Origin of the sequence: Microvirga sp. M2 (assembly GCF_047497095.1) — a bacterium.
In the GTDB taxonomy this organism is placed as follows: Bacteria; Pseudomonadota; Alphaproteobacteria; order Rhizobiales; family Beijerinckiaceae; genus Microvirga.
Genome location: NZ_CP134064.1, coordinates 852,630 through 872,473, shown reverse-complemented (window position 1 = coordinate 872,473; position 19,844 = coordinate 852,630). Strand labels below are relative to the sequence as shown.

Sequence of the window (19,844 nt, the reverse complement as noted above, 5' to 3'; positions counted from 1 at the left end):
TCTTTGTTTGTTCTATAGCAAATTCTGCTCTCGAGGTCTACCGGACCGGCCGCGAAGTACACTTAAATGCTCATCTTCGTCAGTGAGTTAGCCCCAGCGTCATTGTGTCCCAACGGCAATTGCGCGTGGCACCGTCCTATATCGCCCTCAAGGGTCCCTGCCGGATGCAGGCTGTTTGACACGGGCGGCCATGTTCCCTATTTGTTCGTATCCGTCGAGCGGGAATTGTTCCATCGTGATGCTCCCCACCCTCTCCTGCCAAACACCTCGTCCCAGGAGGCCCGAATGTCCGCGCCAGCGATCCTCGATCTGTCCGACCGCCGCCAGGAGCGGCGTCAAGGGCCCCGCCGTACCGCCAAGAAGCCCTCGGCGCCGCTGACGCGCAGCAGCCTCGTGGCCGATTTTCTCGCGATCTGCGAGCTCGACCCGGAGATCGAGAGCTTACGCGCACCGGCTGGGCCCGCCACATTCAGGATCGGGGATTCCGCCATCGAGCACATCGCGGATTTCGAGGTCGTCCGCGATGGGCAGGCCTGCCTCGTCGACGTGCTGACCGACGAGGACCTTCTCGCCCATCCCTTGAGGACAGCGGCGATCCATGGGCTCGTCGCCGAGGACGGCCGCCTCTTTTCCATCGAGACCGCCGCGAGCATCCGTGCCGAGCCGCGTTTCACGACGGTGCGCCTCGTCAAGGCCTGCAGGCGCACGCCCGTGACGGCGGGAGACCGGGTCCGCGTCCTGCATCTGCTCGACGAGGCCGGCACGATGCGGCTGGTGGATTGCGCGGGCGCCGTGATGAACACCCAGGACGGCGTCGCGGCCGTCCTGGCGCTCGCCTGCGAGGGGCTCGTCGCCGTCGATATCAACCGGCCGATCCTGCCCGAAACCCCGGTCCGCAGGCGGCGCCTGCCCTTTGCGGATCCCTTCGCGTTTTAAGACCCCGCGTGCCGTTCCACGGCCTCGCTCAGGAGCGAGCGCACGATCGCGCGCACGGCGTCCGGCGTGTCGTCCTGCACGAATTTCGCCTCGACCTCGTCGCGAACGATGGAGCCGTCGCCGCTGCGTTTCAGCTCGGTCGAGGATTCGGCCTGGAGCAGCGTGACGAAGGCGCTTTCCACCTCGCGCGCCACCATGCCGCCGTCGGCCGCCTCCACGATCCGCCCCGTGAGATCGAACACGTCCCGCTCATGCGGCAGATCCTGCGCCTCGAGCCCGCCGGCCGCGTCGAGAATCCAGGCGCGGGGAACATGGTCCGCCAGATCGACCGACTGGCGGTTGATGTTGCCCGGGTTGAGCCAGCGGGTGCGCCCGGCCGTCACGGCCTTCTGGGTCTTGTGAATGTGCCCGTTGACGAGCACGTCGCAGCCCTCGACCGCGAAGGGCGGCACCGCGCCCGGATAGCCGCCGTCGAAGGCGATGTCGTGATGCGTGAACCAGGCGTTGAGATCGACGCCCGAGAAGGAGCCGCGCAGATCGGTCGGGATCGCCTGGCCGTAGGGCGTCATGCCGACGCCCACGCGCCGCGTCCCGATGTGAAACTCGGCCACCGGACCGGAGGCCGAGACCACGTCCACCACGTCGCATAGGCCGAGCAGCGCCAGCGTGTCGCCGTCGGTCAGCATCGTGTGCTGGATATCGTGATTGCCCACATTCACGAGAGGACGGTGGCGAAAGTTCTTGAGCGTGCGGATGAGCCGGCTCTTCAGCGCCTCATCCGGCTCCACGGGCCGGTCGAACAGGTCGCCGAGGATCACCGGCGCGAGGCCGCGCTCATTGGCGATGGCGACGCAGCGCTCGAGCTTGGCGAGCACGGCCTGCGGCCAGACCGCATCCTTGCGCCGTCCCGGACGCCGCGACCCCACGTGCGGGTCGCCGATCACGAGAAGGCCGCTGCAGGAGAGAGGCGGCAGGCGGTTTCCGGACAGGATCATGCGATCAGCCGCTCCGACGGCGAGGAATGAGAGGAGTGGGCATGGTGGTCCAGGAGGTTCTCCGCGCTCACGGGCGATCCGCAGGTCGGACAAAGCCCGCCGGTCTCCGCGACGAAACCCGCCATTTCGACCTGGACGGATGTCAGGCCCTCGTCGATCTGCGCCACGCGGCTTTTCGCGATCAGGGCGGCGCTCCGCAAATCGGCGAGGCGCTTGGCCATGGCGTGCGCCTGAGAGGTGTCTTCGAGGGAGGGCGCCGCATCGGGCAGCGACCGGAGCGCATGAAGGCGCTGCCCGACCGAGGAAAGCTCCCTGCCGAGTTCGAGAACCCGGCGGCCGATGCGCTCGCGCTCGCGCGCCTGCCCGACCCGGCGCGCCAGCTCGGCCGCACGCTCCGCCTGTGGCAGGGCGTCGGTCGCCGAAAGACGCGCCCGGGCGGCGGCGAGCTGCCGCGCCAGGCCCGCAAGCCGGGCCGCGTGATCCTGCCGGGTCCGCAGGGCCTCCGAGACGGAGGCGATCTCCCGAGCCTTGCCGCGAAGAACGGTCAGCCGGGTTTTCAAAGCGCCGATCTCTTCGAGGCTCTCGAACCGTTCCCGCAGCGCGACGAGTTCCCGCTCGCCGGTGCGGACCACGGCGTTGTCGCGGGTGCAGCGCTCGCGATGGATCATCAGCATGTCGCGGATATAGCTCGCCTCCTGCCCGATGGAGAGAACGGCCGAGCGGCGCGAGGCGCTTTCGCCCAGCAGAAACACCGGGAACTTCTGGTGCGCGACATGGACGTCGAGATCCTCTACCTTGGTGATGCGCATCAGATCGCCCACCCAGTCCGGCACGTTGCGCCCGCCGGTCTCGTAGCGCATGCCCTTCTCGTCCACGATGGATCCATCGGCCTCGTGGAGGGACCAGACGTTCACCGGAGAACGGCGCGGCTGACGGGTGAAGCGCAACAGACGCCCGCCCGCGACGCCGATCTCGACGATGGCGGATTTCGCGCCCGCGCGGACGAGGCTGTCGCGCGCTTCGCCGTAGAACACGGCGCGCAGCGCGCGGATGAAGGTGGACTTGCCGCGATTGTTCGGACCGATCAGCGCGTTCACGCCGGGGCTCAAGGGAAGCGTCGCGTCCTGATAGGCCTGGACATTGACGAGGCGGATGAAGCGAAGACCCGGCTGCGCATCGTTCCAGGCCGCGCTGCAATCCGCCGATTGCACGCTCACGCCGCCGACCGGCTCCCCGACGATGCGGGCGATGTGAAACGTGCCGGAGAACTGCGACAGATCGTGATGGGATACGGCGAAGCACTGCACGCCGAGACGCGCCGCGCCGTCCTCCAGAACCTTGTAGAACGAGGACACGCGATCGGGCGCGATCCAGCAATCCGCCTCGTCGAGCGCGAGGAACCGCGCCACATCCGCTTTCACCACGGCAATCAGCCGCAGCGCCATGCCGACGACATTGGTCAGCGCGCCGCCATTGTCCTCGAGCACATCCTCGAGCGATCCGTCCGCACGGCGGACGCAGATGTCGAGGGACGCGAGACCCCGCTCGGTCGACAGCTCCAGCGCCACGGGCTTCTCGCCCGGCAGCACCTCCTGCACGAGGGCGGTGAGCAGCGTCTCGAAAGCCGCGAGATTGCGGCGGCTGGCATTTCCGTGCACCGCCTCGATGAAGGCTTCCACCTCGTCCTTGACCGCGAGGCGTCCCTTGGCGAGCTCGATCTCGCGCGTCAGCTCCGCAAGGCGCAGCGCGATCGCATCGCGCCGCCCTTCCAGCCGCGCGAGGGACGCCTCGGCGCGGCTCAGATCGTGATCGGCGGAACGCTCCATCAGCGCTCTTCCCCGAGCTGCCGCAGACGCGCCTCGACTTCGCCGAGCGCCGCGCCGAACTCCTCGACGAGCTTCGCATTCTGCGCCTCGGCGGTCTCGATGAGGCCGCGGATTTCCTCCTCGTCGTCGGTGCCCAGCTCGGCCTTGGCGAGCGCCTTCGCGTCGTCGAGGTCGCGCGCCAGTCGCTCGACCTCGCCTTCCGCGCGGATGCGCTCCGCCCGCAGCTTGTCGAAGGTTTTGCGCAGGTCTTCGAGACGCCTGAGGCTGTCCGATTCCAAGCGTGTCCGGCTCGTCATGAAAGAATGGCTCCGTTGCAGGTGAGTGGTCTGGCTTCAGTTTAAGATGGCGATATTTCGTCGCAATTTCTTCGCCTTATTTCGCTCCGGATTAAGGACCATCTCTTCAATCCTGCCGTCCAGACCTCCACATAGTATCGGTTACTCCAAGATTACAGACCGCGACAACGAACTTTGCTTGACACCTTACCGGCCGGTATTATGTTCTTGTTTTGTTCGCGCATCAATCACGAACCTGATTCCCGCAAGTGATGAAGGTGATTCATGAGAGTGATTCATGGGCGACGTCCGGGGCCGGGATGCCCTGGAGCCAAGTGCCCCTGGAGCCGAGTTCCCCTGGAGCCGAGGGCTCCGCGCCGGAAGGATGATGGTATGACCGCGATGACGGACGTTCGCCCGATCTTCGAGAACCAAGAATGGCTCGTGAGCGAGGATGGGCTCGAGCACAAGACGACCGGCTATTTCATCGAGCGCGAGAGCCTCGGCCAGCGGCGCGGGGACGGCCTGTGGGCATGGCCGCTGCACATGGCGGAAAAGCAATGGTGCGCGATGACGCCCTTCGCCGAGGCGTTCTCCCGCGCGGCCTTTGCCTACAACGTGGAGACGGACCCGGAATTCGCGCAGACCTTCAAGGTCGCGCGCGGCGAAATCTCGCCCTGGCCGCAGCTCGCGCGGGGGTCGCGAATTCCTGCCCCGGCGATGGCTCCGATCTTGCGAAACGATGATCGCATTCCCATCTTCCGGGAGTCGGATTCTTTCGAAAACTCCTTGGCAGACACGGGTTTTCGCAAACCTGACGATATCAAGCTCGACGATACCCGGCGCATGCGCGGTCAGACAGGCGCGCGCCCCTTTTCGACGACAACGCGTATCCGTTCCGCACGCTACACCATGGAAAGGGCTCCGGCCCCCGCATGGCATGCGCCTTACCGAATCCGCAGGACCGGAACGAAACTCGTTCGACTGCTTCAGGCAGCCTGGAACCTACGGTGATGTGAATGCGAGATCTAGGGCACGATGAGAGATCCTTGTCCGGTTGGAGCGCTGCGTTCGGCGGCGCGTCGGACCCCGATATCTCCGCGCCCGAAACGGCGGAGGAATTCGCAGGTAGCGTGATCGCCACCATCTGCCGGGCAAGCGTCACGCCCGGCGTCGGCCGACGCACGTTCGAGCGCTGCATGCGTGCGCTCGCGTGCGGCTCGACCGCCCGGGCCGGCTTGCGTCATCCGGCCAAGGCCGCCGCCATCGACCGGATCTGGCAAAACCGCGACCGGCTCTTTCGCGCCTACGCCGAAAGTCCGGACAAGCTGCGTTTCCTGGGCACGCTTCCCGGGATCGGGCCGGTGACGAAACATTCCCTGGCGCGCCGCCTCGGCCTTTACGGCGATCCGCGCGACAGAGCCGTTGCGTGAAGAAGAAACAACAACAAGAAGAGGTTCAGCCCATGTCCAAGATCCGTGCAAGCGATGTCGGCTTCTGCGTCGTCGACGGCAACGCGAACGTCATCGCCGATAATCTCGTCCATCGCATCCGCGAAGCCGCGGTCGATATGGAAAGCCAGGTCAACCGCCTCTATCGCGGTCGGCAGGCGTATGATCTCAGCCAAGGTACGAAGGCCGATCTCGACAAGGCCATCGAGCAGCTGACCTACATGGCCCGCACCCTCCGCGAGATTCAGAGCGAGCAATCCAAGGTGGTCTACCTTCAGGCCGCCGAGTAACGCGCATTCTCACGAGCCACGAGACTCATCGCGGCTCGTTTCCGCCTGGGCTTTCGCCCCATCATCCAGCGCTGCATTCCCGCTGACGTGTCACCCCGAATGCGATGCGGCTCCCCGCCCTCGGCACCGCCACCGGGTACCGATCCCGACACCTCCGAGGCGGTCCCCCGGACCGGTTCCGGCTTCGAGCGCCCATCGGCCCGCGCCCTTTCCGAAGCGCTGCCCCCTGCTCCAGGGCGCTCCCGTCCGCGTCTCCGCCCTTGCAATTCTTCCGGAACAAAGATAGAACATTAGGCGATGCCCCATCATGGGCAGGAGAGTGCAACAGACCCGGACCGCGTCCGGGGGAGATGGACAGGAGAGTGCCCGATGGCAGGCAGCGTGAACAAGGTGATATTGGTGGGCAATCTGGGGCGCGACCCCGAGGTGCGCCGGCTGAGCAACGGCGAGCCGGTGGTGAACCTGCGCATTGCGACCTCGGAGACCTGGAAGGACAAGGCCACGGGCGAGCGCAAGGAAAAGACCGAGTGGCACTCGGTGGTGATCTTCAACGAGAACCTGGGCCGGGTGGCCGAGCAATATCTCAAGAAGGGCTCGAAGGTTTACATCGAAGGGCAGCTCCAGACCCGCAAATGGACCGACCAGTCGGGCCAGGAGAAGTACACCACCGAGGTGGTGCTGCAGCGCTTCCGCGGCGAGATGACGATCCTGGACGGGCGCTCGGGCGGCGGGGCGTCGTCGGAATACGGCGACGAGGAGCCGGGCCAGATCAGCCGCGGCGGCGATTTCGGCCGTTCCTCCCCCATGGAACGCCGGCCCGAACCGGCAGGCGCGAGTTCCCGCCGCAGCGATTTCGACGACGACATTCCGTTCTGATCGGACAGCCTGGAGCATCGGACGTAAGAAGCGGATCCCTCTTGCGGAACCTGCCCGATGCTCGCAGGCCCGGCATGACGGCGGAGAGTGTCGACGGCCTCTTCATCCGTCCTCGCGCCCCTCCCGTCGCGGCCGTCAATCCCCGGCCCTTCGCACATCCTTGTGCCCCGCATGGCGGGCGCGCTGCGCGCGTTCGCTCTGGCGCAGCCGGCGGGCCCGGTCCTGGAGCTCGTCCCGGCTCGGCCGCCACCAGCCTCGGCTCTCCCGCAGGGAGCGCTCCTCCGTCTCCCGGGCGGGCCGCGCCCGGTAGACCTCCTGCAGGGCGGGCATCCTCCAATGGGCCCAGACATGGCGCCCCGGATCCGCCGCCGCGTGCGGATAGAGGTTCGCGTCCAGCGCCTCCTCGATCACATGATCGTCGATCTCGTCGAACACCACGACACCCCAGGGAATCGTCATGAGCGGCATTTCGACGGGCGGGAGGTCATCTCCCGGAACCGGATAGCGCCTCCGGCGGCGTTCCGCCTGAGCCGGGTCGATCCGCGCCGCGCCGGCCCGCCTCTGCTCCTCGCGGCGCCGTTGCCTCTCGGCCGGCTCGTTGCGCCGGGCCGCTTCCTCGATCACGGACCATTTCTGCCGCAGCGCCTCGTAGGAACGGAACGGCACATGCCAGACCTTGTCCTCCGGATTCCAGGACGCCCAGGGAATGGACCGCAGCGTCTCGACGATCGTCCGCGAATAAGGGGTGCGGATCCTCAGATCCTCGCCGATGCTCAGATACGGGCTTTCCAGGGGCTCGAAGAGATAGGCGTCGCGCCCCTTCGCGTCCGCGTGACGGTCGAGGTCGGCGAGCTCCTGGGCCATCCAGGCATTGAGCCGCTGCTCGGCCGTGGTGCCCGGCACGAACCAGCCCTGCTCCTCGCCACGCCAGCGCGCCCGCGGGAACGCCTCGCGAAACCGGCGCACGAGATCGCGGTCATAGGGAAACGCCGCGAAGGCGCCCGGGCGCTCGCCCTCTCCCGGGATGACCTGAAAGGCGGATACCAACTCCATCGCGCGTCCCTGCGGAGGACCCTTGAAAGGCCCCGCAGGGACAACAGGCGATGGCCGGAATGGATCCGGCCCGGCCGGTCAGGCCGGGGCGGAAGCCGTCTGCGCGCGCGCCTTGAGAAGCTGGGACGCGAGCACCGGGGTGGCGATCGCGAGGCCGACCAGGGTGGTGCGCAGATCGGGCGCGATGATCGGCAGGGCCGCGATGCCGATGAGCCAGCGCTCCCAGGCCCGCATCTCCGTCAGCGCGTAGCCGGCGAACGCCGCCGACAGGCACAGGATGCCCGCGATGGCGCCCGCGGTCACGAGGAAGAAGCTCGCCCAGGTGAAGTCCGGCGTCACCAGCAGCATGGCCGGGCCGTAGACGAAGACGAAGGGCACCAGCGCCTTGCCGAGGCCCAGACGGAACGCAGTGTTGCCGGTCTTGAACGGATCGGCCCCCGCCATGCTCGCGCCCGCATAGGCCGCGAGCGCCACGGGCGGCGTGATGTCGGCGAGCACTCCGTAGTAGAATACGAAGAAATGCGCCACGATCGGAGTGACCCCGAGCAGGCCGAGTGCGGGAGCCGCCACGGTCACCATGATGATGTAGTTCGCCGTGGTCGGAACGCCGCAGCCGAGAAGGATGCAGACGACGGCCGTCATCAGCAGCGTGAAGAACAGGGTCATGCTCTTCACGTCCATGAACCATACGGGCAGGATCTCGCTCATGGTCTGGGCCATCTGGGCCGCGAACGACGTCACGATGAACGAGATCTTGAAGCCGACGCCGGTGAGCGTCACGATGCCCACGATGATGCCGACCGTGGCCGCCGCGGCGCCCACGCCGATGGCGTATTTCGCGCCGACCACGAAGGCGTCGATGAGATCGATCACCTTCGCCTTGCCGGCGTCGCTCGTGACATAGGCGTAGATCAGGAGCGCCACGACCAGGAGCAGCAGCGGCAGGACGAAGACGATCTGGGTCAGGAGCCCGGCTGCGATGCCGATCGCGACGGCCGCGAGGAAGCCGAGCGTCACGGCGGGGATGCGGCTCACCCCGACTACGATGCAGGCCGTGATGCCCCAGAACGCCGCGAGATAGGGCGTGAAGCCCGAGAACAGCACCATCAGAAGAACGGCGAGCGGCATGATCGTCTGCCAGCCCTCCCGGATCACCTTGGCGGCAACCGGAAGCTCCTCGGCCGGCAACCCGCGCAGGCCCGCGCGCTTCGCCTCCAGATGCACCTGCATGAAGACGCCGAAGAAGTGCATGCAGGCGGGAACGAGCGCCGCGAGAATGACGGTCTGATACGAGACGTTCAGAAACTCGACCATGAGGAAGGCGGCCGCGCCCATGATCGGCGGCGTGATCTGCCCGCCCGTCGATGCCGCGGATTCGACCGCCGCCGCGAAGTGGCGCTTGTAGCCGACGCGGATCATGGCGGGGATCGTCAGCGAGCCGACCGTCACCGTGTTGGCGATGGACGAACCGGAGATCATGCCGAACAGGGCCGATCCGAAGATCGACACCTTCGCGGGCCCGCCCGCATAGCGGCCCGCCACGCAGGTCGCGAGATCGATGAAGAGCTTGCCGAGCCCGACGCGCGTCGCGAGCACGCCGAAGAGCACGTAATGGAAGACATAGGTCGCCACCACGCCGAGCGCGATGCCGTAGATGCCCTGGCTCGTGAGATACAGGTGGTTGACGATGTTCGACCACGTCGCCCCGGGATGCTGCAGGATGCCGGGCATGGACGGCCCGAAATAGGCGTAGAGCATCATGCCGATGCCGATGACGGGGAGCGGCCAGCCGACCGAGCGGCGCGTCGCTTCGAGCAGGAGTACGATCAGGATCGTTCCCATGACGACATCCGTCGTGGAAGGGTTGCCGACCCGGAAGGCGAGCTCGTTGAAGATCCACGGAACGTAAAGACTCGCGATCGCGACCGCGACGGCAAGGCCCCAGTCGACGAGGGAGATGCCGCCCGGCCGCCACAGGCTCGACGGGACGACCCGGTCCTGATCGGACTTGAAGGCGGAGAATACGAGGAAGATGAGGCCCAGCACGAAGGCCATGTGAATGCCGCGATGGGTGGCCTCGCGCAGCAGGCCGAATCCCGCCGTGTAGTAATGGAACATCGAGAGCGTGAGCAGGAGCCCCGCCACGAGCCAGGCCGTTCCCGGCAGAAGGGGACGGAAGCGCATCTCGGGATCGAATTTTTCCTCGAGGCTGCGGTTCTCGATCAGGGCGGACGTGTCTGGTGCGGACATGGCGGTTCCCGTGTGGAGGCGGCTTTCCTGTCATGGCGGGCGCCGCTCTTCCGAACTGAGTGATGTGTTTGAGCGCCTCTCGGCCGGACCGGCCGCGGCATGCTAGGGCATCGGACCCGAAAGTGGATTTGCACTCTAGGGATTGAATCCGATGCTCCCGTCTTGGAAAGCGCGCATCGTTCTTGCGGAAAACCGGGTCCACTTTTCCGCACGATGCGCTAGCGCTGCGAAACGGGATCTCCCGCGGCTCGCGGCGCGGGAGACCCTTTTTCACAGGCCGTGAGGACCTCAGCCCTTGAGCAGGCCGGCTTCCTTGTAGAAGCGCTCCGCACCGGCATGAACCGGGAGGCCGGCGCCGGCCACGGCATTCTCCTTGCGGATCATCTTGCCCTTGGCGTGCCCCGCATCGAGGGCCGCGCGGGTCTTGTCGCTCCAGAGGCTCTTCGTGATCTCGTAGACGACCGCATCCGGCACCTTCGCCGACGTGACCCATTGCGCGCCGACGGCGAGCGTCTTCGCGGCGCCGACATCCTTGTAGGTGCCGGCCGGGATCTCGTCGGCGGCGAAGAAGCTATATTGCTTGCGGATGGCGTCCGCTTCCGGGCCCGTCAGGGGCACGATGTCGATGCCGCCGCCGGTCGCCGCGAGTTCCGTGATCGCGCTGGTCGGATAGCCGCCGACGAAGAAGAAGGCATCGAGACCGCCGTCGCGCATGCGCTCGGCCGCCTGGTTCGGCTTCAGGAAGTCCGCCTTCACGTCGCTTTCCTTGACTCCCCAGCCGCCCATGATGATGCGGGCGTCGACCAGGGTTCCCGAGCCCGGCTCGTCGAGCGACACGCGCTTGCCCTTCAGGTCGGACACGGACTTGATGTTGGCGGATTTGGCGGCGACCAGGTGGATGCTCTCGGGGTAGAGAGTGGCGATGAGGCGCAGATCCTCCATCTTCCCCTTGCCGTCGAACAGGCCGGTGCCCGCATAGGCCCAGGCGGCGACGTCGGCCTGGGTGAAGCCGGATTCGAGAGCGCCCGACATGATGGAATTGATGTTGGCCACGGATCCGTTCGAGGCCTGAGCCGTCAGGACGAGCTGCGGCGGGTTCGAAACGGCATTCGCGATCAGGCCGCCGATGGGGTAATAGGTACCTGCGGTGCCGCCGGTGCCGATCCGGAAGAAGGCGGGGGCCTGCGCAAAGGCGTTGCGGCCCAGAGCGGCGGCGGCGCCGACGCCAAGACCGAGCTTGGCGAGATCGCGACGGGTCAGTTTCATGGACATCTTTTCCCTCATGAAGCAAAACCGCAGCAATGCGGTTCCGCGTCACTCTAACGCATATCTCCCGTCCGTCCATGCGGGGAGAACGGCAAGGTTCTGGATAAGTCCATGCCCGGTCGAGGGAAATGGCTTCTCGCAATCCGGCCGGTTGCATGGCATGTCGCGCCGGACCCGTCCCGGCCCCCGCACAATCGCATGCCCGCGGGGGACGGATCGAATTCACGTCCGGCTGGAGGCACAGCCGACGCCAAAGGATCTCTTCATTCGTGACCGTGTCCCCTCATGTCATCCTCGACCAGGTGAGCTTCGCGTACGGCGAACGGGTCGCCATCTCCGATCTCTCCCTCACGCTGAAGGAGCGGCGGGTGGGCCTGATCGGCTCGAACGGCTCGGGAAAGAGCTCGCTGCTGCGGCTGATCCACGGATTGGCGCAGCCCACGAAGGGAAGCGTGACCACATTGGGCCTCAGCACGAAAGCCGACCGGAAGAAGATCCCGTCCCGGGTCGGCTTCCTGTTTCAGGATCCCGACCGGCAGATCATCTTCCCGACCGTCGGAGAGGAAATCGCGTTCGGGTTCGAGGAGCAGGGACGCACGCGCCGGGAAGCGCGGAACGAGGCGCTCTCCTGGCTGACCCGCTATGGGAGGAGCGACTGGCCGGAACGGGGCGTCCAGGAACTGTCGGAGGGGCAGAGGCAGCTGGTCTGCCTGATCTCGGTCATCGCCCTCGATCCCGGCCTGATCCTGCTCGACGAGCCCTTCGCGAGCCTGGACCTGCGCACGCGCCTCGCCTTCGCGGACCAGCTGGAGGCCCTGCCTCAGCCTCTGGTCATGGCGAGCCATGACTTCGATTTCCTGACGCGGTTCGAGCGCATCATCTGGCTCGAGCACGGCCGGATCCAGGCGGATGGCCCTCCGGAAACCGTTCTGAGCGCCTATGAGGCGGCCGCGCGCGCGCAGCCGGAGGTCATGCCGTGATCTCCACCTATGTCTCCCGCGCCGGATGGCTGCATCGTGTGCCGGCGGGCCTCAAGCTCATTGCGATCACGGCCTTAAGCCTCGTCGTTCTGCCCGTGTCCGACTGGCGCTGGCTCGCCCTCGGCTGCACAGCCCTGCTGCTGGTCTATGCAAGCCTCGGGCGGGACGTCTTTCGCCGCCTCGCCCTGCTCAAGCCGCTGCTGCCGTTTCTGATCGTGATCGCGCTGATCCAGGCCTGGATGGAGACCTGGTCGAGCGCCGCTGGGTCCGTTCTGCGCATCCTCCTCATGGTCGCGGCGGCGAACCTCGTCACGCTCACCACGACGATGCAGGACCTGATGGCGGCGGTTGCGCCGGCGTTCAAGCCTCTGGCATATGTGGGCGTCAATCCCCGGGCCCCTGCCCTGGCCATCGCCCTTCTCCTGCGGTTCGTTCCGGTGCTGCTGGAAGCGTGGAGCCGGCGGGAGGAAGCCTGGCGCGCAAGGACGGGCCGGCGGGTCTCCATCCGGCTGCTCGCGCCGTTCGTCGGAGAAACCATGCGCATGGCCGACCACATCGCCGAAGCCCTCGAGGCGAGAGGCTTCGACCCATCCACGTCCCCGGACGGGAAACCAGGAAAGCACCTATGACCACCCGCAGCCTCGTTCGCATCGCCTTGTTCGCCGCCATTATCGCGGCTCTCGGCCTGTTGCCGAAATTCGACCTTCCCTTCGCGGGCGGCGTCCCCATCACGGCGCAGACGCTCGGCATCATGCTGGCGGGCGTTCTCCTTGGGCCCCGGCAGGGTGCGGCGGCCGTTCTGCTCGTCATCTTCGTGGTCGCTCTCGGCGCCCCTCTTCTTGCGGGCGGCCGGGGAGGCCTGGGCGTTTTCGTCGGCCCGACGGTCGGCTTTCTTCTCGGATGGCTTCCGGGCGCCTATGTCACGGGCGTGATCTTCCGCTCGCTTCCCCGGACCCTCCCGGTCGGCCTGACGGCCGCCTTGGCGGCCTTCATCGGCGGCGTGGTCGTGATCTATGCCTTCGGGATCCCGAGCCTGTCGCTGATCTCGGGAATGCCCCTGACGCAAGCCGCCGTCGCAAGCCTCGTCTTCCTTCCGGGCGATATCGTCAAAGCCGTCGCGACGGGCGTCGTCACGGCCGCAACGCCGGCGAACATCCGCATCGGCCGAGCCGTCTCGTCCCCGTGATCCGGGGCCGGGTGCGGCGCTGCAAGCCTACCCCGAAGTTGTTACATCGGCGGAGATTACGGGGGATTTGGCCCTCGGGCGTCTGATCTAGGTACCGGCGAGAGAGGCCTCCACAGGCTTCGTCGGAGACCATGATGCCGGCTGAACGGACGACCCTCGATGCGCCGTCGGGCCCAGATGTGGCGGATCTGGCGGAGCGGTTTCGCGGCCGGCGGGCGACGCTCGGGATCATCGGGCTGGGCTATGTCGGCCTGCCGCTCGCGCTCACCGCCGTGCGCGCCGGCTTCCGGGTGCTGGGCTTCGACATCAATGCCGCCACCGTCGCCCGCCTCAACCGCGGCGAGAGCACCATCCGCCACATCCCGGCCGAGGCGGTCGCCGCCGCCGTGGCCGCCGAGGCGCTCGCCGCCACGGCCGATTTCCACCGCCTCGACGAGCCCGACGCCCTGCTCATCTGCGTGCCGACGCCGCTCACCAAGCATCGCGAGCCCGACCTGTCCTATGTGGTGCAAACCGCCCGCGCGATCGCCGCGCGGCTGCGCCCGGGTCAGCTGGTGGTGCTCGAATCGACCTCCTATCCCGGCACCACCACCGAGGTGCTCAAGCCGATCCTGGAGAGCGCCGGCCTGCACAGCGGGCGCGACTTCTTCCTTGCCTTCTCGCCCGAGCGCGAGGATCCCGGCAATCCCGACTTCGCCACCGCGGCGATCCCCAAGGTGGTGGGCGGCGACGGCGCGGCCGCGCGGGCGCTGGCCGAGGCGCTCTACGGCGCGCTCGTGGTCGCGACCGTGCCGGTGTCCTCGCCCGCCGCCGCCGAAGCGGTCAAGCTGACCGAGAACATCTTCCGGGCGGTCAACATCGCGCTGGTGAACGAGCTCAAGGTGGTCTACGCCGCGATGGGCATCGACGTCTGGGAGGTGATCGAGGCAGCCAAGACCAAGCCGTTCGGGTTCATGCCGTTTTATCCCGGGCCGGGCCTGGGCGGGCACTGCATTCCGGTGGATCCGTTCTACCTGACCTGGAAGGCGCGCGAATACGACATCACCACGCGCTTCATCGAGCTGGCCGGGCAGGTCAACGCGCACATGCCCTATTACGTGGTCGAGCGGCTGGCGGAGGCGGTCGACCGGAGCGGGCGGCCGCTCACCGGGGCGCGCATTCTGGTGCTCGGGGTGGCGTACAAGAAGAACGTCGACGATCTGCGCGAGAGCCCGGCCCTGAAGCTGATCGAGCTGATCGAGGCGCGCGGGGCCGAGGTCGCCTACCACGATCCTCACATTCCCCAGCTCCCCCAAACCCGCCAACATGGCGAACTCGCAGGGCTGCGCTCCATCGCCCTGACGCCGGAAACAATCAGCGCCCATGACGCCGTGCTGATCGCCACCGACCACGACGGCGTGGATTACCGCCTGATTGCCGACCATGCCCGGCTCGTCGTCGATACGCGCAATGTCTTCGCGAAGGCCGGCATCGTGAGCGATCGCGTCGTCAAGGTCTGACGGCGGTCGATCCGCCTCGGACCCGAGGCAATCGCGTCGTCGGGAACAACAGCAGAGAGCCGATGATGAACACCTCTCGCACGAACGCCTACCGGACCGAGCGGCAGCATCTGATGAGGGCTCCGAGGCGCTGGCTCGTGACCGGGGTCGCAGGCTTTATCGGAAGCAATCTCCTGGAGGCGCTCCTCGCGCTCGACCAGCATGTCGTCGGCCTCGACAATTTCGCGACCGGGCACCGGCGCAACCTGAACGAGGTGCGTGATCAGGTCTCGCCGGAGCAGTGGAGCCGGTTTCGCTTCATAGAGGGCGACATTCGCGACCTGGAGATCTGCCGGAGAGCCGTGCAGGCGGATCGCGACCGCTCCTCTACGGCGGTCGATTACGTCCTTCATCAGGCGGCGATCGGCAGCGTGCCGCGATCGATCGAGGACCCCCTCTTTACGAACGCGAACAACATCGACGGTTTCCTCAACATGCTCGTTGCGGCGCGCGATGCCGGCGTCCGGCGCTTCGTCTACGCGGCCAGCAGCTCGACCTATGGCGATCATCCCGGCCTTCCGAAAGTCGAGGACGTGATCGGCAGGCCCCTGTCCCCGTATGCCATCACCAAATACGTCAACGAGCTTTATGCCGACGTCTTCGCGCGGACCTACGGAACGAGCTCAATCGGGCTTCGCTATTTCAACGTATTCGGAAAGCGCCAGGACCCCGAGGGCGCCTATGCGGCCGTGATTCCGAGATGGGTCGCCGCCATGATCGGTGGAGACGAGGTCTTCATCTATGGCGACGGCGCGACGAGCCGCGACTTCTGCTTCGTCGAGAACGCCGTCCAGGCCAATATTCTCGCGGCGACCGCGGAGGCGGAGCATGCCGCCGGTCAGGTCTACAACGTCGCCTGCGGCGGCAGAACGACATTGAACGAACTCTACGATCTCATCCGGGAGCTTCTCGAAGCGCGGCACGTGAAGGTCCGGCAGACGAGGCCCCTTTATCGCGCGTTCAGGACCGGCGACGTCCCTCACTCCCAGGCCGATATCGGCAAGGCCCGCCGGCTCCTCGGATACGATCCTGTCCACGACGTGCGCGAGGGTCTCGACGCGGCGATGGAATGGTATCTCGCCTTCGCCCGCGAGCCATCGCCGTCGGTTTCGGCGCAGGCGCCGACCATTCCCGCAATCCCATAGCCGATGCGTCGGCGGCGCCCGGAGACGCCCTCCATGACCGTGAGGGAGAGACTATACCGGACGACCAGCGCGTTGCAGCGCCGGATCGTCCCCGAGCTGAAATATTCCCAAGCCTCCTACGAGGACGAGCTGCGCCGCCATCTCCCGCGCGCCCAGGCATGGCTCGATGTCGGATGCGGGCATCGTCTGCTGCCCGAATGGCGTTCGGAAGCGGAGGCGGAGCTCCTCGCACGCGTGCCGTTCGCGGCCGGCATCGACCGCGACTACGACGCATTGCGCAAGCACAGGACGATCCGCAACGTCCTCCAGGCGGATATCGGGATGCTGCCCTTCCAGGAGAGGAGCTTCGATCTGGTGACCGCCAACATGGTCATCGAGCATCTCGACGATCCCCTGCACCAGTTCCGGGAGATCGCCCGCGTCCTCCGGCCGGGCGGGGTCTTTCTGTTCCACACCCCGAACCTGAAGAGCTATGTGATCCGGATCGCGAGGCTTCTCCCCGACCGCATGAAGAAGTCCCTGGCGCGCGTGCTCGAAGGACGGCAGGAGGAGGACGTCTATCCGACGCATTATCGCGCCAACACCGCCGACGGGGTCAGGTCCATCGCCGATCGGGCGGGGCTCGACGTCGTGTCGATCAGGTTCACGGCATCGACGCCCGTCTTCTCCCTCGTCCCGCCGCTTGCCGTCATCGAACTGCTCTATCTGCGGCAAGTGATGCGGCGTCCGCACCTCGCATCGCACGGGCAGACGCTCATCTGCGCCCTTCGCCGCCCAGCCGAATGAAACGGGCCGGGCTTTGCCGGGTCAGCCTGCGGCCGCGGACGAGCGCCGCGGCTGTCCGGCCCTGCCGTCGCCCCGGCCGATCCTCTCGTCCCTGTCGGGCACCACGGCCAGAACAGGAAGGCCCGTCGCTTCCGACGCCTCGTCCGCGTGCCGGATGCGCTGGTCGAGCCTTTCGGCCACGAAGGCGAGACCGAGGCCGATCAGCCCGCCCGCGGTGATGCCCGAGAGCACGTAGACGAAACGCGAGCGGCTGGCGCTCGACGGATCGCGCGGCGGATCGACGATCCGGATCAGCTCCGGCGCCTTGAGAATGCCGACGCTGCGCACGGCATTCGTGCCCGAGAAGCGGTTCCGGTAGTTCTCATAGGTCTCCCGCGCGACCGCGATCACCTTGTCCAGCGTGGCGATGCGCTCCTGGAGCTCACGGGATCGCGTCATCCGCTCGCTGAGCGCCGAGGCATTGGATCCAAGCCCCTGCGTCTGGGACGCGAGGCTTTGCCGGAGAGAGAGCAGCGACCTGAGGGCGAGCAGGTTCTGGATCCGCTCGTCGTCCTGCCGTCCCGTTCCGGCCGGCGGGGCGTCCTGCGCGGTCCCATCCGCGGGCAAAGCCGCGATGTCCTTTTCCAGCTGCTCGTCGCTCGGGTTGCCGAGAGCGCTGCGCCGGCGGGCGATCTCCGTTTCGGTCCGGTTGAGCAGATCGCCCTTGTCGCGCCGGTCGGCCTCGATCGCGGCGAGCTGATGCGCCGCATCCTCCGAGCCGCCCGGAAGGAGGCCCGCGAGCTCACGCTGCGCCGCTTCCTTCGCCCGCAGCAAGGCATCGAGCTCCTGGCGGCGCGCACTCACCATGAGCTGCGCGGCCGTCGCACCGCCCTGCTCGGGAACGAGCGCCTCCAGGAAGCTCGCCATGACCGCTTCCAGCGTCTTGCCGAGGCCCTCGGGCGTCGCGCCGGCGAGCTTCACCTCGATGAAATCGCCTCCGATGAGATCGAGCGACAGCGCCTGGCGCAGCTCGCCGATCCTCTCCTCTCTCACGGCTGGCGGAAGGCCGTCTTCGCCCTCGCCGATGGCCCTGGCCAGAACGCTGTCGCTCAAGAAGAGCGCCCGCAGCCCCTCGAAGCGCTCCTGAACGCGATAGACGCCGCCCGCATCTCCTTCACGGGAGAACGGGTTGTCGCGCCCGGCCTCCTGCAGCTGCATGAGGGACCTCGCCATATAGGCTTTGGGCAGGACGAAGGCCGCCGCGATGCCGACGGGCATCATCAGGAGCACGGGAAGCAGGATCAGAAGGCGACGCCGCCATGCGCCCTGCACGAGATCGCGAAGGATGCGCGTCGCGCGCTTGGGCCCGTCCGCTCCCGCCGGCCTGTCGGCGAAGGGAGGCGCCGTTCCGTCCGGCCGTCCTCCTTGCGTCCTCGTCACCGAATGCATGCCCTCACCCTCGCTGCGCCACCATGCCGCCGTCGACGCTTGCACGATGCGGCGCCGGTGCCGGAACGGTCTCGTCCACATATCGCCCGACCGCGGCGGCAAGGGCGACGAGCACATAGATCGACCACGTGAACCCCTGCGACAGGAAGTTGCCCGATGCGCAGAATCCCGCGATGGCGGCCACCAGGCCATACGCCACCGGCTGCACCCGAGAGCGGACATTCGCCGCGCTCAGAAGGCGGTGCGCGCGCAGGCTCGTGCGAAACGCGCTCGCGATCATGAGGACGAACACGGCGAAACCCGGAATGCCGACTTCCGCCAGAACCTGCAGCCACGTGTTGTGTGTGGTCATGTCCTGGCCGGTCTCGAGGTAGTTGAACCACGAGAAGTTCGCGAGCCCGACTCCCGTGACCGGGCGCAGGAGCGCGGCCTTCAGGGCCGTGATCCAGAAGTCCAGCCGGCCCGCGGCGGAAGGATCCAGCCCGACGCCCGGGGCCGCGCGCGACATGCGTTCGGAGAGCCCCATTGCGACATAGAGCGCCGCGATCCCGATGATGCCGGCGGCGACCAGGGCCGCCTTCGAGCGCACGAAACGAAGTCCGTAGACGGCAAAGACCGCGAGAACCCCGAGGACGGCGCCCCGGCTTTGCGTGTAGACGATCGCGACGAGAACCGCCGGCACGCAGGCGGCCCCGATGATCCTGTTCGTCCAGCCGGTCCCGCCCGTCAGAAGGGCCATCGAAAAGCTCAAGGTCGTGAGCAGCAGGAATGCGAGATCGTTCGGGTCCGACAGGGCCGACTTGATCTGCAGGCCGATGGTCACGCGGGTGCCCTCGACGAGATCGGTGCCGTCGAGTTTGTTGCGGATTGCGACGGCGGCCACCAGCAACCCGCTGATGGCGATCACCCGTGCGACAAGGTCGAAATCCTCCTCTGTCCGCGTGAGCCATGTCAGTGCGAGCGTCATCAACCCGATCTTGACGTAGACCTCGTTCCAGAACTCGAAGGACAGCTTCGGGTTCAGGGCGAAGACGCTGCCTACGGTCGCAAGGGTGAAGAAGACGAGGAAGAGCCGGATCTCGACGGGCCAAACGGCCTCGATGCGCCCGGCAAGGGCGTTGCAGGCCAAGGCGATGGCCGTGAGCGCCGCCAGGCCGAGCGGCAATTGCAACGGCAACAGGATCGGATAGGCCTCGTGGAGACGAAAGAGGGAAAAGGCAACGAAGCCGATGCACACGAGCAGCGGCCACTGAATGGCGACCAGCAGGGCAACGAGGCCGACGGCGATCGCCAGGGGCGCGAATGGCGACGAGGTCACAAGCCATGGCAGGGACGCGGCCACGCAGGCGAGAATGGCGGCAGGGATCGGCCAGAAGCGGGCGATTATCGACATCCGCGCTCCACGGCACGGAATGCCGCGCTTGATTTTCCGCGGGAGAATTCAAGGTAGTCCCACACAGCGTCACCGCTTTCCGACTGGATGGATGCCCCATGGCATATAAGGGAAACGATTTCGGCGCCAAGATCGAGGCGATTATTGGTCCTGACCGCCGATCCCGAATA

Annotated in this window: 19 protein-coding genes; 11 read left to right on the top strand and 8 right to left on the bottom strand. The window is 66.9% G+C overall.

The features are described from left to right. The first annotated feature begins 285 nt into the window (after positions 1-285). The gene (locus RE429_RS23605; protein WP_414475769.1) at positions 286-936 is read left to right on the top strand and encodes a hypothetical protein; all 651 of its coding nucleotides are present in this window, start codon (positions 286-288) and stop codon (positions 934-936) included. On the opposite strand, the gene RE429_RS23600 is transcribed toward RE429_RS23605, so the two are convergent. From RE429_RS23600 to RE429_RS23590, 3 genes are read right to left on the bottom strand one after another with little or no spacing between them, the layout of a single operon-like run. Further along, positions 933-1,931 carry a metallophosphoesterase gene (locus tag RE429_RS23600; RefSeq protein ID WP_414475768.1) on the bottom strand — a complete coding sequence of 333 codons (999 nt, stop codon included), beginning with the start codon at positions 1,929-1,931 and terminating at the stop codon, positions 933-935. The genes RE429_RS23605 and RE429_RS23600 overlap by 4 nt on opposite strands. After that, entirely contained in the window at positions 1,928-3,757 is a 1,830-nt protein-coding gene (locus RE429_RS23595) for an AAA family ATPase (RefSeq protein WP_414475767.1), read from the bottom strand. The genes RE429_RS23600 and RE429_RS23595 overlap by 4 nt, the downstream gene beginning before the upstream one ends. Next, a complete protein-coding gene (locus RE429_RS23590; protein WP_414475766.1) occupies positions 3,757-4,053 on the bottom strand; it encodes a hypothetical protein in 297 nt (98 codons plus the stop codon). Before RE429_RS23590 ends, RE429_RS23595 begins: the two co-directional genes overlap by 1 nt. A 372-nt stretch (positions 4,054-4,425) precedes the next feature. On the opposite strand from RE429_RS23590, the gene RE429_RS23585 reads away from it, so the two are divergent. From RE429_RS23585 to RE429_RS23570, 4 genes are all read left to right on the top strand, one after another. Beyond that, complete coding sequence (locus RE429_RS23585; protein WP_414475765.1) at positions 4,426-5,046, top strand: hypothetical protein; 621 nt, start codon at positions 4,426-4,428, stop codon at positions 5,044-5,046. Positions 5,047-5,081: 35 nt separating this feature from the next. After that, a complete protein-coding gene (locus tag RE429_RS23580) occupies positions 5,082-5,465 on the top strand; it encodes a hypothetical protein (protein ID WP_414475764.1) in 384 nt (127 codons plus the stop codon). A 32-nt stretch (positions 5,466-5,497) separates the two neighbouring features. Next, positions 5,498-5,773, top strand: coding sequence for a hypothetical protein (locus RE429_RS23575; RefSeq protein ID WP_370433943.1), 276 nt, complete (start codon positions 5,498-5,500; stop codon positions 5,771-5,773). Positions 5,774-6,142: 369 nt separating this feature from the next. Next, positions 6,143-6,649 carry a single-stranded DNA-binding protein gene (locus RE429_RS23570; RefSeq protein ID WP_370433942.1) on the top strand — a complete coding sequence of 169 codons (507 nt, stop codon included), beginning with the start codon at positions 6,143-6,145 and terminating at the stop codon, positions 6,647-6,649. 135 nt (positions 6,650-6,784) lie between these two features. On the opposite strand, the gene RE429_RS23565 is transcribed toward RE429_RS23570, so the two are convergent. The 3 genes from RE429_RS23565 to RE429_RS23555 form a co-directional block, all read right to left on the bottom strand. Beyond that, positions 6,785-7,702 carry a hypothetical protein gene (locus tag RE429_RS23565; protein ID WP_414475763.1) on the bottom strand — a complete coding sequence of 306 codons (918 nt, stop codon included), beginning with the start codon at positions 7,700-7,702 and terminating at the stop codon, positions 6,785-6,787. A 78-nt stretch (positions 7,703-7,780) separates the two neighbouring features. Beyond that, positions 7,781-9,952, bottom strand: coding sequence for a TRAP transporter permease (locus RE429_RS23560; RefSeq protein ID WP_414475762.1), 2,172 nt, complete (start codon positions 9,950-9,952; stop codon positions 7,781-7,783). 288 nt (positions 9,953-10,240) lie between these two features. Beyond that, the gene (locus tag RE429_RS23555) at positions 10,241-11,218 is read right to left on the bottom strand and encodes a TAXI family TRAP transporter solute-binding subunit (RefSeq protein ID WP_414475761.1); all 978 of its coding nucleotides are present in this window, start codon (positions 11,216-11,218) and stop codon (positions 10,241-10,243) included. Positions 11,219-11,487: 269 nt separating this feature from the next. On the opposite strand from RE429_RS23555, the gene RE429_RS23550 reads away from it, so the two are divergent. The 6 genes from RE429_RS23550 (at position 11,488) to RE429_RS23525 (ending at position 16,853) form a co-directional block, all read left to right on the top strand. Continuing rightward, positions 11,488-12,198, top strand: coding sequence for an energy-coupling factor ABC transporter ATP-binding protein (locus RE429_RS23550; protein WP_414475760.1), 711 nt, complete (start codon positions 11,488-11,490; stop codon positions 12,196-12,198). Then, positions 12,195-12,827 (top strand): energy-coupling factor transporter transmembrane component T family protein, encoded by a 633-nt coding sequence (locus tag RE429_RS23545; RefSeq protein ID WP_414475759.1) that lies wholly within the window; start codon positions 12,195-12,197, stop codon positions 12,825-12,827. Before RE429_RS23550 ends, RE429_RS23545 begins: the two co-directional genes overlap by 4 nt. Continuing rightward, complete coding sequence (locus tag RE429_RS23540) at positions 12,824-13,384, top strand: biotin transporter BioY (RefSeq protein ID WP_414475758.1); 561 nt, start codon at positions 12,824-12,826, stop codon at positions 13,382-13,384. The genes RE429_RS23545 and RE429_RS23540 overlap by 4 nt, the downstream gene beginning before the upstream one ends. A 131-nt stretch (positions 13,385-13,515) precedes the next feature. Then, entirely contained in the window at positions 13,516-14,883 is a 1,368-nt protein-coding gene (locus RE429_RS23535) for a nucleotide sugar dehydrogenase (protein WP_414475757.1), read from the top strand. A 65-nt stretch (positions 14,884-14,948) separates the two neighbouring features. Continuing rightward, positions 14,949-16,067 (top strand): NAD-dependent epimerase/dehydratase family protein, encoded by a 1,119-nt coding sequence (locus tag RE429_RS23530; protein WP_414475898.1) that lies wholly within the window; start codon positions 14,949-14,951, stop codon positions 16,065-16,067. Between the two features lie 33 nt (positions 16,068-16,100). Then, positions 16,101-16,853 (top strand): class I SAM-dependent methyltransferase, encoded by a 753-nt coding sequence (locus tag RE429_RS23525; RefSeq protein ID WP_414475756.1) that lies wholly within the window; start codon positions 16,101-16,103, stop codon positions 16,851-16,853. 21 nt (positions 16,854-16,874) lie between these two features. Here the strand turns inward: RE429_RS23525 and RE429_RS23520 are convergent, their stop codons facing one another. Together RE429_RS23520 and RE429_RS23515 are read right to left on the bottom strand one after the other, a co-directional pair. Next, positions 16,875-18,281, bottom strand: coding sequence for a hypothetical protein (locus RE429_RS23520; protein ID WP_414475755.1), 1,407 nt, complete (start codon positions 18,279-18,281; stop codon positions 16,875-16,877). A gap of 4 nt (positions 18,282-18,285) precedes the next feature. After that, a complete protein-coding gene (locus tag RE429_RS23515; protein ID WP_414475754.1) occupies positions 18,286-19,674 on the bottom strand; it encodes an O-antigen ligase family protein in 1,389 nt (462 codons plus the stop codon). Positions 19,675-19,844 lie beyond the last annotated feature (170 nt).

Excerpts from the sequence above, each read along its gene's own strand:
- RE429_RS23600 (WP_414475768.1), bottom strand. The coding sequence starts at position 1,931 with ATGATCCTGTCCGGAAACCGCCTGCCGCCTCTCTCCTGCAGCGGCCTT.
- RE429_RS23585 (WP_414475765.1), top strand. The coding sequence starts at position 4,426 with ATGACCGCGATGACGGACGTTCGCCCGATCTTCGAGAACCAAGAATGG.
- RE429_RS23575 (WP_370433943.1), top strand. The coding sequence starts at position 5,498 with ATGTCCAAGATCCGTGCAAGCGATGTCGGCTTCTGCGTCGTCGACGGC.
- RE429_RS23525 (WP_414475756.1), top strand. The coding sequence starts at position 16,101 with ATGACCGTGAGGGAGAGACTATACCGGACGACCAGCGCGTTGCAGCGC.
- RE429_RS23590 (WP_414475766.1), bottom strand. The coding sequence starts at position 4,053 with ATGACGAGCCGGACACGCTTGGAATCGGACAGCCTCAGGCGTCTCGAA.
- RE429_RS23595 (WP_414475767.1), bottom strand. The coding sequence starts at position 3,757 with ATGGAGCGTTCCGCCGATCACGATCTGAGCCGCGCCGAGGCGTCCCTC.
- RE429_RS23520 (WP_414475755.1), bottom strand. The coding sequence starts at position 18,281 with ATGCATTCGGTGACGAGGACGCAAGGAGGACGGCCGGACGGAACGGCG.
- RE429_RS23530 (WP_414475898.1), top strand. The coding sequence starts at position 14,949 with ATGAACACCTCTCGCACGAACGCCTACCGGACCGAGCGGCAGCATCTG.
- RE429_RS23515 (WP_414475754.1), bottom strand. The coding sequence starts at position 19,674 with ATGTCGATAATCGCCCGCTTCTGGCCGATCCCTGCCGCCATTCTCGCC.
- RE429_RS23540 (WP_414475758.1), top strand. The coding sequence starts at position 12,824 with ATGACCACCCGCAGCCTCGTTCGCATCGCCTTGTTCGCCGCCATTATC.
- RE429_RS23535 (WP_414475757.1), top strand. The coding sequence starts at position 13,516 with ATGATGCCGGCTGAACGGACGACCCTCGATGCGCCGTCGGGCCCAGAT.
- RE429_RS23560 (WP_414475762.1), bottom strand. The coding sequence starts at position 9,952 with ATGTCCGCACCAGACACGTCCGCCCTGATCGAGAACCGCAGCCTCGAG.
- RE429_RS23555 (WP_414475761.1), bottom strand. The coding sequence starts at position 11,218 with ATGAAACTGACCCGTCGCGATCTCGCCAAGCTCGGTCTTGGCGTCGGC.
- RE429_RS23605 (WP_414475769.1), top strand. The coding sequence starts at position 286 with ATGTCCGCGCCAGCGATCCTCGATCTGTCCGACCGCCGCCAGGAGCGG.
- RE429_RS23565 (WP_414475763.1), bottom strand. The coding sequence starts at position 7,702 with ATGGAGTTGGTATCCGCCTTTCAGGTCATCCCGGGAGAGGGCGAGCGC.
- RE429_RS23570 (WP_370433942.1), top strand. The coding sequence starts at position 6,143 with ATGGCAGGCAGCGTGAACAAGGTGATATTGGTGGGCAATCTGGGGCGC.